Genomic DNA, 13,458 nt, shown 5'->3' on the forward strand with positions numbered 1-13,458 from the left:
CCGGATCTGGAAGCACCGTAAGGTGTGGAGGTGACCGGTACTAATAGGCCGAGGGCTTGTCCTCAGTTGCTCGCGTCCACTGTGTTGGTTCTGAAACCACGAACAACCGTCGTAGTCATGGGCCACGACTCCGGTTGACAGTTTCATAGTGTTTCGGTGGTCATAGCGTGAGGGAAACGCCCGGTTACATTCCGAACCCGGAAGCTAAGCCTTACAGCGCCGATGGTACTGCAGGGGGGACCCTGTGGGAGAGTAGGACGCCGCCGAACAAATTTTGATAAAAGCCGTGACCCCCAGGCATTAGCCTGAGGGTCACGGCTTTTTTGCGTTTGAGGAGGCTGGCATGGCTGAGGTGACGGTGGCCGAGGTGATGGCCGAGTTGGCCGCACTGGAAGACCCCAAGGCGCGCGCGGTGAACGAGAGGCACGGTGACGATCACGGTGTGAACCTCGGCAAGCTCCGGGCGCTCGCCAAGCGGCTGAAGACACAGCAGGAACTTGCCCGCGGGCTCTGGAAAACCGGCGACACCGCGGCACGGCTGCTGGCGCTCCTCATCTGCCGCCCCAAGGCGTTCGAGCGCGACGAACTCGACGCCATGATCCGCGACGCACGTACCCCCAAAGTGCACGACTGGCTCGTGAACTACGTGGTGAAGAAGAGCCCGCACGCCGAGGAACTCCGGGTGGTCTGGACCGGTGACACGGATTCGGTGGTCGCGAGCGCCGGCTGGGCGCTGACCACCGAGCGCGTGGCGAAGAAGCCCGACGGGCTCGACCTTGCAGGACTCCTCGACGTCATCGAGAAGGAGATGAAGGACGCCCCGGACCGCCTTCAATGGGCGATGAACCACTGTCTCGCCCAGATCGGGATCGAGCACCCCGCGTACCGGGAGCGAGCGCTCGGCATCGGTGAGCGGCTGGGCGTGCTCAAGGACTACCCGACACCTACGGGCTGCACCTCCCCGTACGCGCCCGCCTGGATCTCCGAGATGGTGCGCCGCCGGGAGAGCTGACCCGTCAGGCGGACGCCGCCAGGCGCTCCGCCTCCTCGGGCGGACAGCCGGCCGACGACAGCACCGCGACGACCGCCGCGCGCCCCGCCTCCGCCGCCGGGAGCACGCCGTCGTTGACCGCCTCCATCAGACCGAACAGCACCTGCTCGTGCACGTAGGCCAACGCCTCGGCCGACAGCGGGGACGTGAACTCGCCCTTGTCCAGGGCCTGTTGAATGAGCTGGACGCACACCTCGCGGACCGGGGTGAGGCGCGCCCTGATGCCCTCCATCGTGACGCTGCGCTGGGCGAGATGCACCAGGAGGCGGTAGCGGTCGGCGATCGGCCAGATCGCCAGGATCGAGCGGGCCACCGCTTCCGCCGGATCGTCGATGCCCTCACGGCCCGCCCGATGGGTGTCGGCCACCGCCTGCGCCGCGTCGTCGACCAGCGCCTCGATCAACGCGTCACGGCTCGGGAAGTGCCCGTAGACCGTGCGGCGGACGACACCCGCGGCACGGGCGATCTGATCCATCGACGCGTCGGGATCACGCAGCAGCTCGGCCAGCGCCAGATCGAGGATGCGGCGGCGGTTGGCGTCGGCTCGTACGGAAGCGGGAGTCACGCCGTTCATTGTGCCTGCCCTCCCGCAGCGCCGGACATCCGCCGCTCATTCCAGAACCCGCCCGAAGAGCCATTTTGCACATGGCTGTGCAACGCCGTAAATTGCGCACCAGTGTGTAGTTGCACATGCCTGTGCAAGTGCTGTTCTTCTGGAGGGTTTCCCCGTCATGCGCCTCGTCATGAACGAGCCGGTCGAGAACATGGACCGGCCGTACGCCCGCCGCTGGTGGGCGCTGCTCGTGCTCTGCCTGAGCCTCTTGATCATCGTGATGGCCAATACGGCGCTCACGGTGGCGGCGCCCGACATGACCCAGGATCTGGGGCTCTCCAGCGCCGATCTGCAGTGGGTCATCGACGGGTACACCGTGCCGTACGCGGCGCTGATGCTGCTCCTCGGCGCCATCGGCGACAAGTACAGCCGGCGGGGTGCGCTGCTGCTCGGGCTCCTCGTGTTCGCGGGCGGGGCCGTCGCCGGGTCGCTCGTCGACAGCTCCACCGGGGTCATCGCCGCGCGCGCCGTGATGGGGGTCGGCGCCGCCATGATCATGCCGGCGACGCTGTCGCTGCTCGCCGCCACGTTCCCGCGGGCCGAACGGGCCAAGGCGATCGTGCTGTGGACGGCGACGGCCGGACTCGCCATCGCCGCCGGACCGTTGGTGGCGGGGGCGCTGCTGCGCGACCACGGGTGGGCGTCCACGTTCCTGATCAATGTGCCGGTCGCCGCCGTCGCGTTCGTCGGCGCGCTCGTCCTCGTACCGCCGTCGAAGGCCGCGCGGCACGGGCGGATCGACTACGTGGGCGGTGTGCTGTCCGTGGTGTGGGTCGGGGCGCTCGTCTACATGATCATCGAGGGGCCGCACTTCGGCTGGGGCGCCAAGGCCGTGACCGCCGCCGTGGTGGCCGGTGCGGCGCTGGTGGCGTTCGTGGTGTGGGAGCTGCGGCATCCGCGGCCGGTGCTGGACGTGCGGCGGTTCACCGACCGGAGGTTCGCGGGGTCGAATCTCGCCGTCGCGCTCTTCTTCCTGGCCGTCTTCGGGGCCTTCTACTACCTGACCCAGCACCTGCAGTTCGTGCTCGGGTACGACGCGTGGGAGACCGGCGTGCGGATGCTGCCGCTCGCCGGCGCCGTGTTCGTGGGGTCCGCGCTCACCGGGTTCCTGACACCGCGGATCGGCATGCGGGTCACGGTGACGGCGGGGATGGTCGGGGGCACGGTGGCGCTCGCGCTGCTCACCCGGGTCGACGCCTCGTCGACGTACGGGGACTTCGTCCTGCCGCTCGTCGTCCTCGGGCTCGCCATCGGCCTGGCGCTTTCGCCCTGCACGGACGCGATCATGGGGGCGTTCCCGGAGAGTGAGCTGGGTGTCGGCGGCGCTGTGAACGACACCTCGCTGGAGCTGGGTGGTTCGCTGGGCATCGCCATCCTCGGGTCGGTGCTCGCCGGTTCGTACTCGTCGCACCTCGCCGATGCGGCCGGTGGGACGAAGCTGCCCGGGAACGCGCTGACGACCGCCCAGGACTCGGTCGGCGCCGGATACGCCGTCGCGCAGCGGATCGGGGCGCAGGCCCACAAGGCCGCCGAGCAGGCGGCCGCCGCCTCCGATCCGCAGCAGGCCGCGCAGTTGAAGGCGCAGGCCGGTCAACTCGCCGACGGGGCACGGCAGATGGCCGATGCGGTGGGGGCCTCGTTCTCGAACGCGGTGGCGCACACGAGTGTGGTGGGGGCCGTGATTCTGGGAGTCGGGACCGTGGTGGTGGCGGGGTTGCTGCCGCGGGGGCGCTCCGCGGGCGGGGGTGAGGGTGAGGCCGGCTCCGAGGCTGAGCCGGCCTCCTCCACCGTGAGCGCCTGAGGATCTGCCTGCTGTGGTCGGGTGCGTGGGTGGTTGCGCGCGCCCACGCGGCGGAGCCGCACAGGTCTCGGCCCCACACCCCGCTAGGTCGTGTCCGCAAAGTCCCTCCTGCCCCGCGACGCCTGGCACGCTTCCCCAAGCTCTCCGACAAGCTCCGAGCAGGGAAGACCCCATTCGCCGCACCGGGCACAAGGCCAAGTACGTCCGGTCCCTCGTGGGTGTCTTGCACCCGGCACGCCGAGAGCACGCTTCCCCAAGCTCTCAACTCCGTTCGAGCAGGGGAGACCCCATCGACGCCGCCGGGCCCGCCCTCCGGGCGGACGGAGGGTCTTTGCGGACACGACCTAGGAGCGCTCCCCTTCGGGCGCTACTGCGTCGCGATCCTGATGCAGGCGCGTAGTTCCGTCACCGCGTCCGGGGGGCCGGTGATCGTGACCTGTGGTGCTTCGTCGGGGCCCTGGCGGTTCCACAGGTCGCGCAGGAGCGCGGCCGGTGGGCCGGTGACGGTGGCGTCGGCCGCAGTGCCGTCCCCGGTCCCGTCCTCCACGGTGAAGCGGGCCGGTCCCGTGCGGATGCGCCAGGCCGCGGCCTTCGTGCCGACGGCGCGGATATCGAAGGTCCGGCCCGGGGACACGTCCAGCGTCTCGGCGAAGTACTCGGTCCAGCCGGAGACGGCGTACGCCACGAACACCTTCAGGAGTTCGTCGACGCCGTCGACGGCGAGGTCCTCCGGGACGGGGGCGACCTCGTGCCCCGCGCCCAGCTCGGCGTCGATCCGGTGGATCACCGTCTCCTGCGCCATGCGGCGGATCCAGAAGCCGACGGTACGGTCCGGCTCGTACCAGCCGCCCGCCGGGTCCTCGGGGGCGCGGGTGGTCAACTCCCCGCGCAGGTCGCCGTAGGCGCGCTCGAGCAGGGCGAACGGCTCGGCGTCGGCCGTGCCCTTCGGGGGCCACTCCGACTCGACGCCCTCGCGTATCGCGTGCGTCTTGTCCACGTAGACCTGGCCGACATGCCGTACCAGATCGGCGACGGTCCAGCCGGGGCAGCTCGGCACCGCGGCGGCCGGATCGGCGTCCGAGGCGACCGACCGCAGGCGGTCGAAGTCGGCGGCGAGGCAGTCGAGATACCGCGCGCCGGGCAGAGGAGCTCGTACGTCGTGGGTCATGAGCCCAAGGTAGCGGCGCCCACTGACAAGCTCACCGCCGAGCTCACGGGCGATCGCCCTTCCGCGTACGCGTACGCGGCCGCGGGAAGTGTCGCCGGGCGCCCGCTGTGCAGCACGGTCAGGGTTCCGTCGGCCGGTGCTCCGGGCGTCGGCTGTACCCCGATCCTGGACAGCGCCCGTGCGGCGACCGCGTCGGCCTTGCCGTGCAGGGCGACCGGCGCGGGCAGGGCCGCGCGGATGCGGGCGGCGACGAGTTCGTAGTGGGTGCAGCCGAGGACGACGGCGCGCACGTCGGCCGGGGTGCGGGCGGCCGCCGCGGCGACGGCACGGTCGACGGCGGCCGGGTCCGCGCGTTCGACGGCGTCGGAGAGCCCCGGGCACGCGACCTCGGTGACGGCGACCTCGGCCGCGTACTCCTCGATGAGCCGCCGCTGGTACGGGCTGCCGGTGGTGGCGGGCGTCGCCCAGACGGCGATCGGGGCGCCGCCCGCCGCGGCCGGTTTGACCGCCGGAACGGTGCCGACGACCGGCAGGGCGGGCTCGAAGCGCGCCCGCAGCGTGGGCAGCGCGAGCACGGACGCGGTGTTGCAGGCCACGATCAGGACGTCCGGCCGGTGCGCGACGGCCGCTTCCGCGACGGCCAGGGCGCGGGCCGTGATGTCCCGCGGCGTTCTCGGCCCCCACGGCATGCCGTCGGGGTCCGACGACAGGACGAGGTCCGCGTCGGGCCGCAGTCCGCGCACCGCCGCCGCGGTGGGCAGCAGTCCGATGCCGACGTCCATGAGCGCGATCTTCGGGCGGGGGCCCATGCGCCTCACCTCCGTGATGCCGTACGTGGCCGGATGCCACCGGGGGTGAGTGAGTCTGCGGGCGGGGCGGCCCGGGGAACACGGCCAATCCCGGAGGAATGGCCGCATTCACCGGCGCCTGGCTCAGGTCTGTGTCCGCTCCTGCTCCCGTTCCACCGGAAGCCACAGCTCCGCCTCCGCCTTCGTGCCCTCGGGGGACGGTGTCACGCGGGTGCGCAGGAGTTCGGGGCCCGGCCGGGTGCGGTACGGGTTCGACGGGAACCACTCCGTGTACACGTCGGCCCACAACTGCTGGATGGCCTCCGGTGCCGGGCCCGACGTCGTGAACACCGCCCAGGTGCCGGCCGGGACCGGCAGGTGGGCCACGCCCTCGGGTACGGGCGTGGACGGCGGCACGACCACGCCCTGGTAGTAGTCGAGTTCACTGCCCTCGGCGCGGCCGGGGTCCAGGTCGTCGCAGACCGAGAGGACGCCCTGCGGCTGCTCGCCCGCCTTCTCCGCCAGCTGCTTCAGTTCCTCCATGACCCCGCGGTCCAGGCCGCGGACGAACGTCTCGATCGCCTCGTTCGGCCCCGAATACACCAGCGGCACCCGGGCCTTGGGCCCGACGACCGTGAATCCGTCCCGGTCCACCACTCGATAGCGCATACTGCTGCTCCCTTCGACGGTCAGGCGGAAGGTGAGCCGGGGCTGCGAGACCAGCGCGGCGCCGGTGCGCCGTGCCTCGCCGGGACCGATCCCGTGCAGGGCGCGGAACGCGCGGGCGAACGCCTCGCCCGACCCGTACCCGTAGCGCACCGCGATCGTCAGCAACGGCTCCCGGCCCGCGAGCACCTCGGCGCCCGCGACGGTGAGCCGGCGCCGACGCACGTACTCCGACAGCGGTATCCCGGCGAGCGCCGAGAACATGCGTCGCAGGTGGTACTCCGACGTCGCCGCGATCCGTGCGAGCTCGGCCACGTCGAGGTCCGCCGCGTCCGTGGCGAGCTGCTGCTCGATGCGGTCCATGGCCTGATTGAGCCGGTCCAGCACCCCGGTTTCCTTCCTCGTGCCTGACTTCCCACGTCTGACTTCTCACGCCTGACTTCTCACGTCTGGCTTCTCGTGCCTGGCTTCTCGTGCCTGATTGAGTGATCACCACGCTAGGAGCGGGGCGCGGTGCCGGGCCCGACATCCTGTGCCCGATCGGGTCGGGTGCGGAAGCCGTCCCGTACGCGGATCAGGCCGCCAGGATCTCCACGCCGCGGTCCGTCAGCTGCCGTACGACCTCGTGGCCGGGGGCCGCGTCCGTGCCGTTCCCGCCGTTCCCGCCGCTGTCAGACGGTCCCCAGGGCCCGTACCTCCTCCGGAGTGAGCCGCAGCGCGCCCGCCGCCACGTTCTGCGCCACGTGGTCGGGGTCGCCGGTGCCGGGGATGGCCAGGACGTTGGGGCCCTGGTGGAGGGTCCAGGCGAGGCGGATCTGGGCGGGGGAGGCGCCGTGCGCCGCGGCGATCGCGTCGACGGCCGAGGACGTCGTGTCGACGGCGCCCGCGTGGCCGCCGCTGCCCGCGATCGCGAAGAACGGGACGAACGCGATGCCCTGCTCGGCACAGGAGCGCAGCAGTTCGGCGTCGCCCGCGCGGACCCCGCCCAGGCCGAACGGGTTCTGCACGCACACGATCGGCGCCTCCTTCTGCGCCGCGGCGAGGGCCGCCGCGTCCACGCCGGACACCCCGATGTGCCGGATCAGGCCCGCCGCGCGCAACTCCGCGAGCACGCCCACGTACTCGGCGATCCGCGGTGAACTGCGCTCGTTCACCCGCATGTTGACGACGTCCAGGTGGTCGCGGCCGAGCTGGCGCAGGTTCTCCTCGACGTCGCCGCGCAGTTCGTCGGGGCGGGCCCACGTCGCCCAGTCACCGGCCCGGTCCCGGCGCGGTCCGACCTTGGTGGCGATGACCAGGTCGTCGGGGTACGGGGCCAGCGCGGCGTTGATGATCTCGTTGGCCGAGCGGAGGGCGGAGAAGTAGAAGGCGGCCGTGTCGACGTGGTTCACGCCGAGTTCGACGGCGCGGCGCAGGACGCGGATCGCCTGGGCGCGGTCGGAGACGGACGTGTTGTCGAAGGCGACACGTCCCGGGAGCCGCATCGCCCCGAAGCCGACGCGGCGCACGGGGAGGTCGCCGAGGAGCCAGGTGCCGGAGGCCGAGGCGTCGACGGTGCGGGGCGCGTCGGTCGCGTCGGTCGTGCCGATCGCCTCGGTCGTGTCGTTCGTTTCGTGCTGGTCGGCGGTCATGCTTTTCCTTGTCGTCGTTGAGTACGTCGCTTGAGTACGTCGGGTGAGTACGAGGACTCAGGTGGGGTCGGCCAGGGGGCGCTTTGATGGAGCCATGACCTTCGAACTCGGAGCCGATTCCGCGGTGAGCCGCCCCGCGCGCCACGCCCGTCACTGGGTCGCCCCGGTGATCTCCAGCCTGGTCACGCTACCTGCGGCGTTCTTCGCGTACGTGTTCGCGAGCCTCATGCCGATGGCCTGCGACTCGTGCACCGAGGCCGAAGCGGCGCGGTTCGACCCGAGCTTCGACCGGGCGTACACCGTGTTCGGCTGGGGCCTCGCCGTGTCGCTCCTTCTGCTCGTGACGGCGTGGCTGCTGCCGTGGCAGGAACGGTTCGTCGCGCGGCGGATCGGCTTCGCGGTGGCGGCGCCGTTCGCGGTGGGGCTCACGTACCTGGTGTTCATGGGGATGATCGACTGGCCGTAAACCGTTCGCGGCCGGTGCGCCCGGCTCCGTACGCTCCCGGGCATGACCGCCCGCCTCCTCAATGTCGTCGATGTCGAAGCCACCTGCTGGGACGGGCAGCCGCCGCCCGGGTCGGTGAGCGAGATCATCGAGGTCGGGCTCACCGTGGTCGATCTCGACGCGCGGCGCCGCCTGGGCAGGCACCGCATCCTCGTCCGCCCCTCCCGCTCCTCGGTCAGCGCCTTCTGCACCGAACTCACCGGTCTCACCCAGGCCGAGGTCGACCGGGGGGTCCCCTTCGCCGACGCCTGCCGGACCCTGCGGGAGCGGTTCGCGGCGCAGCATCACCAGTGGGCGAGCTGGGGCGACTACGACCGGCATCAGTTCCGGCGGCAGTGCGAGGCGTCCGGTGCCGCCCGTGCCTCGTATCCCTTCGGCGCCGTGCACATCAACGCCAAGGCCGTCTTCACCGAGAGCCATGGTCTGCGTAAACGGCCGGGCATGGCCCAGGCGTTGACGGTGGCCGGGCTGCCCCTGGAAGGGCGGCATCACCGGGGTGAGGACGACGCGTGGAACATCGCCGCGCTCGTGCTGCATGTCGCCGGGCGCGGTGACTGGCCCACGGACGAAGGTGCGTGACGGTTCGTCAGAAGGTCACGGTCGCACCCGGACTCAGCAGGTGCAGCCGCTCGCTCAGGCCCGCCTCCGCGAACGCCTTGGTCAGGGTCGTGCCGTCCTGCGTGAAGTGGCCCCAGTGCTCGAAGTGCAGCGGGACGATGTGCCGGGCGTTCAGGATGCGGGTCGCCTCGGCCGCGTCCGCGCTCGTCAGGGTGAGCGGGGCGTCGGGGACGATCGGGGTGCGGGCCGCGCCCGCGAAGAGGAGGGCCACGTCGATCGTGGGGAAGCGGTCGGCGATCTGCCGGACGCGGTCCAGGGAGGCGTTGTCCCCGGAGACGTAGACCGTCGGCAGGTCGTCGCCGGACAGCACGAAGCCCGTGACCTCGCCGACCAGGGGTTCGCTGCCCTCGGGGCCGTGCAGCGCCGGGACGCCCGTGATGCGGAGGCGGCCGCCGTCGGGGCGGGGCAGGTCGATGTGGCGCCAGTTCGGCAGTGCCCGGGCGTCGGGGTGGTCGAGGCGGTCCGTCGCCGCGGTCGTGGTGAGGATCAGCGGGGCGTCGGCCAGCAGTGTGCGGCCCGCGCGGTCCAGGTTGTCCGGGTGCTGGTCGTGGGAGAGGAGCACCACGTCGACCGGGCCTGTCGCCTCGGCGGTCAGGGCCGGGCCCACCGTCTTCACCAACGCCCGCGCGCCGATCGGGTACGCGCCGGGGGCGTCGAACGTGGGGTCCGTGAGCAGGCGGAGGCCGGCGAGTTCCAGGACTGCGGTGGGGCCGCCGATGTAGCGGACGGTGAGTGTGGGCACGGGGTGCGCTCCTGTACGTCGGGTGCGGAGTTGGTTGCGGGGTGGGTGCCGGCATGGGTGCTGGGCCGGGTCGTGACTGGGTACTGCGGTCAAGTCGGTTGCCGGAGCCGGTATTCCGCCGGGTCCTCGGGCGGGGTCGTGGCGCGGGCCGGTCGGGGCGCCTGCCGGGCGCCGGGGTGCCGCCTTGCCCACCCTGCCGCCCTTGGCGGCAGATTGCCCAAGGCGGCGGGGCGGGGCTGGCCTTGACGTCGGGGGCAACGTTTACCGTCGTAGGCATGCGCATCGGAGAGCTCGCGGACCGTGCCGGGGTGAGCACGCGGACGCTCAGGTACTACGAGTCGCGCGGGCTGCTGCCCGCGCGGCGCGGAGGCAACGGCTACCGGACCTACGACGAGGCCGACCTGCGGGCCCTGCGGCAGATCCGCACGCTGCAGGACTTCGGATTCGACCTGGAGGAGACCCGGCCGTTCGTGGAGTGCCTGCGCGCCGGGCACCCGGAGGGCGACTCGTGTCCGGCGTCGCTCGCCGTGTACCGCAACAAGCTCGCCGAACTCGACTCACTCATCGGTGAGTTGAGCGCCGTACGGGAGAAGGTCGGTGCGCAGCTCACGCGTGCCGAGCAGGCCATGGACGCGCTGGCCGCGGAGGACGACTTCGCGCCGCGCTGCGAACTGAGGGAGTGATCCAGGTGGCGTTTCGAGACGTGACCGACGCGGACTTCGACGAGCAGGTCGTCAAGGCCGGCCGACCGGTGCTCGTGGAGTTCACCGCCGCGTGGTGCGGGCCGTGCAAGCAGCTGGCCCCGGTGCTGAAAGCCGTCGCGGAGGAGGAGCGCGACCGGCTCGACGTCGTGGCCATCGACGTCGACGCCAATCCGGACACCGCCGTGAAGTACGGCGTGCTGTCCATGCCGACGCTGATGGTCTTCAAGGACGGGGAGCCGGTGTGGTCCAGGGTGGGCGCCCGGCCGAAGCGGCGCCTGCTGGAGGAATTGGCCGAGGCCCTGTAAGTCGGGTAATCCGGAATCGGCGGCTTGGAAAGAAACCCTGCCCGGGGTATATTCGGTGTTTCTGTGTGCCCACAGAAAAGGCCCCTCACCGGGGGCCAACTAAACACACCGTACCGGGCAGGGAGCAGTTTTGTCAAGCCGGGAATCCGCCGCTTCGCAGAAAGAATTGCAAAAGGAACAGGAATTCATCGACCGGCTCTACGCGCGCGTCGACGCGCTGCGCGGCACGGCCGCGGAGTCGGTCACGGATGCCCTGACGCCGGTCGGCACCGGTCAGCAGGCCCGCCTGGAGCGGGATCTGCTGGTCGTCGAGCGGTCCGGACTGCTGGCCGCGCTGAACGCGGTCGACGGTTCGCTCTGCTTCGGCCGGATCGATCTCACCGACGGCGTGACGCATCACATCGGGCGTATCGGAATTCGTGACGACGACACCGAGCACACCCCGATTCTGATCGACTGGCGCGCGCCGGTCGCGCGCCCCTTCTATCTCGCCACCGGCCATATGCCGATGGGGCTGCGCCGGCGCCGGCACCTCACCACCGAGGGGCGGACCGTCACCGAACTCCACGACGAGATCCTCGATCTCGGCGACGACGAGCGCACCGGCTTCGAGGACCCGGCCGGCGACGCCGTGCTGCTCGCCGCGCTCAACTCCGCGCGCACCGGCCGCATGGGCGACATCGTGCAGACCATCCAGGCCGAGCAGGACCGGATCATCCGCCACGACCACCGGGGTGTGCTCGTGGTCGAGGGCGGCCCCGGCACCGGCAAGACCGCCGTCGCCCTGCACCGCGCCGCCTTCCTGCTCTACGAGCACCGGGAGCTGCTCGCCAAGCGGGCCGTGCTGATCGTCGGGCCGAACCCGGCGTTCCTCTCCTACATCTCCGAGGTGCTGCCCGCCCTCGGTGAGACCGGTGTGCTGCTCGCGACGGTGGGCGAGCTGTACCCGGGGATCAGGGCGACCGCCAAGGACACTCCCGCGGCGGCCGCCGTGAAGGGCTCCGCCGCGATGGCCGAGGCGCTCGCGCTCGCCGTACGCGACCGGCAGCAGACCCCCGAACCCGGCGCCCCGATCATCGTCCCGCACGACGACGGCGACCTGATCCTCGACTGGACGATCGCCGGTGAGGCCCGCGAGGCCGCCCGCGCCACCCTGCTCCCGCACAACCTGGCCCGCCCGCACTTCTCCTTCCAGATCATCGACGCGCTGACCGCGCAGATCGCCGAGCGGATCGGCGCCGACCCCTACGGCGGCCCGAACTTCCTCGGCCCCGACGACCTCGCCCAGCTCGGCAAGGCCGTCGCCACCAGCCGCGAAGTGCACGCCGCCATCGAGGAGTTGTGGCCCCGGCTCACCCCGGAGGACGTCGTCGCGGACTTCCTGGCCGAGCCCGTCCACGTAAGCGACGAAGAGGCCGCGGCCATCCGGCGTGACGTGACCGGGCCCGCCGACTGGACGTCCGGTGACGTGCCGCTGCTCGACGAGGCCGCCGAGCTGCTCGGGTACGACGACTCCGCCGAGCGGGCCGCCGCCGAGGCCGCGCGCCAGGAGCGGATCGCCTACGCGCAGGGCGTGCTGGACCTGTCCAAGGGATCCGAGTCGTACGAGTTCGAGGACGAGGACGAGTCGGAGGTGCTCGCCGCGCACGACATCGTCGACGCGGACCGGGTCGCCGACTGGTACGAGGAGGACGACCACCGCAGCGCCGCCGAGCGCGCCGCCGCCGACCGGACCTGGGCGTTCGGGCACATCATCGTCGACGAGGCGCAGGAACTGTCGCCGATGGCCTGGCGGTTGCTGATGCGGCGCTCGCCGACCCGGTCGATGACGCTGGTCGGCGACCCCGCGCAGACGTCGACGGAGGGCGGCGTCGGATCGTGGTCGGGCATCCTCGCACCGTACGTCGAGGACCGCTTCGAGCACACCCGGCTCGGCGTCAACTACCGTACGCCGTCCGAGATCATGGACCTCGCGGCGGCCGTCGTCCGCGCCGACCACCCGGACTTCGAGCCGCCGTCGTCGGTGCGGTCCACGGGCGTACGTCCCTGGGTGCGCGCCACCGACGACCTGCCCGGGTCCGTCGCCGACGCGGTGGACGAACTCGCCCCAGCGGAAGGCCGGTTGGCCGTCATCGCGCCGCGCGAGCTGCACGCCGCGCTCGCGGAGCGGCTCGACGGGGTGACGGCGGGCGCCGAACCCGACCTGACGCACACCGTCGTGCTCCTCGACCCGCGCCAGGCCAAGGGCCTGGAGTTCGACTCCGTGCTCGTGGTCGAGCCGGGACGGTACGGGACCAGCGACCTGTACGTGGCGCTGACCCGGGCCACCCAGCACCTCGGCATCCTGCACACCGGTGACCTCCCGGAGGCGCTCGACCAGAGCTAGGTCTTAGGGTCCGTCCCATGGAACACCTCGATGTCACACCCGACCGGCTGGCCGGCACCTGGCACATCGTCTGCTCCTCGTTCCCCATGTGGCAGGGCGACCGGCGCACCGACGCGACCTTCACCTACCGTCCCCTGCCGGGCGGCGGTCCGGGCGCGCAGCGGATGAGCGACGACGTCGGCTACCGGACCAGGAGCGGGCGCCGGCGCCACATCCGGGGCGTCGACACCCGCCTCACCGAGCAGCCGGGGACCGTCTACCGGTGGCGGGGGCGCGGCGTGCTCGCGGCGCTGTCGAGCCGGTGGGAGGTGCGCGAGACAGGGCCGGACGACGCGTGGGCGGTGATCGTCTTCAGCCGGTCCCTGGTGACGCCGGCCGGGGCGGACGTCGTGGTGCGCGCCGACCGCCTCGGCGACCCCGCGGTGCTCGAAGCGGCCCTGGAGGCCGGGGTCCGGCACGGGGCGCCGCGGGTCGTCTAGC

Annotated in this window: 14 protein-coding genes and 1 rRNA gene; 9 read left to right on the top strand and 6 right to left on the bottom strand. The window is 71.8% G+C overall.

The window, feature by feature from the left end:
- Nucleotides 1–152 precede the first annotated feature (152 nt).
- Both rrf and B072_RS0117150 read left to right on the top strand, forming a co-directional pair.
- Nucleotides 153–269, top strand: a 5S ribosomal RNA gene (gene rrf, locus B072_RS0117145).
- Between the two features lie 74 nt (nucleotides 270–343).
- Nucleotides 344–1,012: a DNA alkylation repair protein gene (locus B072_RS0117150; protein WP_018531185.1), complete on the top strand. Its 669-nt coding sequence runs from the start codon at nucleotides 344–346 to the stop codon at nucleotides 1,010–1,012.
- A 4-nt stretch (nucleotides 1,013–1,016) separates the two neighbouring features.
- On the opposite strand, the gene B072_RS0117155 is transcribed toward B072_RS0117150, so the two are convergent.
- The gene (locus B072_RS0117155; protein WP_018531186.1) at nucleotides 1,017–1,625 is read right to left on the bottom strand and encodes a TetR family transcriptional regulator; all 609 of its coding nucleotides are present in this window, start codon (nucleotides 1,623–1,625) and stop codon (nucleotides 1,017–1,019) included.
- Nucleotides 1,626–1,782: 157 nt separating this feature from the next.
- Here B072_RS0117155 and B072_RS0117160 point away from each other — a divergent pair, with 157 nt between their 5' ends.
- Nucleotides 1,783–3,465, top strand: coding sequence for an MFS transporter (locus B072_RS0117160; RefSeq protein WP_018531187.1), 1,683 nt, complete (start codon nucleotides 1,783–1,785; stop codon nucleotides 3,463–3,465).
- Between the two features lie 367 nt (nucleotides 3,466–3,832).
- On the opposite strand, the gene B072_RS0117165 is transcribed toward B072_RS0117160, so the two are convergent.
- From B072_RS0117165 to B072_RS0117180, 4 genes are all read right to left on the bottom strand, one after another.
- Nucleotides 3,833–4,633 carry a maleylpyruvate isomerase family mycothiol-dependent enzyme gene (locus tag B072_RS0117165; protein WP_018531188.1) on the bottom strand — a complete coding sequence of 267 codons (801 nt, stop codon included), beginning with the start codon at nucleotides 4,631–4,633 and terminating at the stop codon, nucleotides 3,833–3,835.
- Entirely contained in the window at nucleotides 4,630–5,442 is an 813-nt protein-coding gene (locus B072_RS0117170; RefSeq protein ID WP_018531189.1) for a glutamate racemase, read from the bottom strand. The genes B072_RS0117165 and B072_RS0117170 overlap by 4 nt, the downstream gene beginning before the upstream one ends.
- 123 nt (nucleotides 5,443–5,565) lie before the next feature.
- Entirely contained in the window at nucleotides 5,566–6,474 is a 909-nt protein-coding gene (locus B072_RS0117175; RefSeq protein ID WP_018531190.1) for an AraC family transcriptional regulator, read from the bottom strand.
- A 284-nt stretch (nucleotides 6,475–6,758) separates the two neighbouring features.
- Nucleotides 6,759–7,718, bottom strand: a complete 960-nt coding sequence (locus B072_RS0117180; protein WP_018531191.1) for an aldo/keto reductase — start codon at nucleotides 7,716–7,718, stop codon at nucleotides 6,759–6,761.
- Between the two features lie 94 nt (nucleotides 7,719–7,812).
- On the opposite strand from B072_RS0117180, the gene B072_RS0117185 reads away from it, so the two are divergent.
- Nucleotides 7,813–8,184 (top strand): hypothetical protein, encoded by a 372-nt coding sequence (locus tag B072_RS0117185; protein ID WP_018531192.1) that lies wholly within the window; start codon nucleotides 7,813–7,815, stop codon nucleotides 8,182–8,184.
- 42 nt (nucleotides 8,185–8,226) lie between these two features.
- Entirely contained in the window at nucleotides 8,227–8,802 is a 576-nt protein-coding gene (locus B072_RS0117190) for a 3'-5' exonuclease (protein ID WP_018531193.1), read from the top strand.
- Nucleotides 8,803–8,809: 7 nt separating this feature from the next.
- On the opposite strand, the gene B072_RS0117195 is transcribed toward B072_RS0117190, so the two are convergent.
- Nucleotides 8,810–9,583, bottom strand: coding sequence for an MBL fold metallo-hydrolase (locus B072_RS0117195; protein ID WP_018531194.1), 774 nt, complete (start codon nucleotides 9,581–9,583; stop codon nucleotides 8,810–8,812).
- A 275-nt stretch (nucleotides 9,584–9,858) separates the two neighbouring features.
- On the opposite strand from B072_RS0117195, the gene B072_RS0117200 reads away from it, so the two are divergent.
- The 4 genes from B072_RS0117200 to B072_RS43350 all read left to right on the top strand — a co-directional run bounded on the left by B072_RS0117200 (nucleotide 9,859) and on the right by B072_RS43350 (nucleotide 13,457).
- Nucleotides 9,859–10,266: a MerR family transcriptional regulator gene (locus tag B072_RS0117200; protein ID WP_018531195.1), complete on the top strand. Its 408-nt coding sequence runs from the start codon at nucleotides 9,859–9,861 to the stop codon at nucleotides 10,264–10,266.
- Nucleotides 10,263–10,592: a thioredoxin gene (gene trxA, locus B072_RS0117205; protein ID WP_026245945.1), complete on the top strand. Its 330-nt coding sequence runs from the start codon at nucleotides 10,263–10,265 to the stop codon at nucleotides 10,590–10,592. Before B072_RS0117200 ends, trxA begins: the two co-directional genes overlap by 4 nt.
- 166 nt (nucleotides 10,593–10,758) lie before the next feature.
- Complete coding sequence (locus B072_RS0117210; RefSeq protein WP_018531197.1) at nucleotides 10,759–12,978, top strand: HelD family protein; 2,220 nt, start codon at nucleotides 10,759–10,761, stop codon at nucleotides 12,976–12,978.
- 17 nt (nucleotides 12,979–12,995) lie between these two features.
- The gene (locus B072_RS43350) at nucleotides 12,996–13,457 is read left to right on the top strand and encodes a hypothetical protein (RefSeq protein ID WP_018531198.1); all 462 of its coding nucleotides are present in this window, start codon (nucleotides 12,996–12,998) and stop codon (nucleotides 13,455–13,457) included.
- Nucleotide 13,458: the final 1 nt, after the last annotated feature.

The organism is Streptomyces sp. HmicA12 (genome assembly GCF_000373565.1).
Lineage (GTDB): Bacteria > Actinomycetota > Actinomycetes > Streptomycetales > Streptomycetaceae > Streptomyces.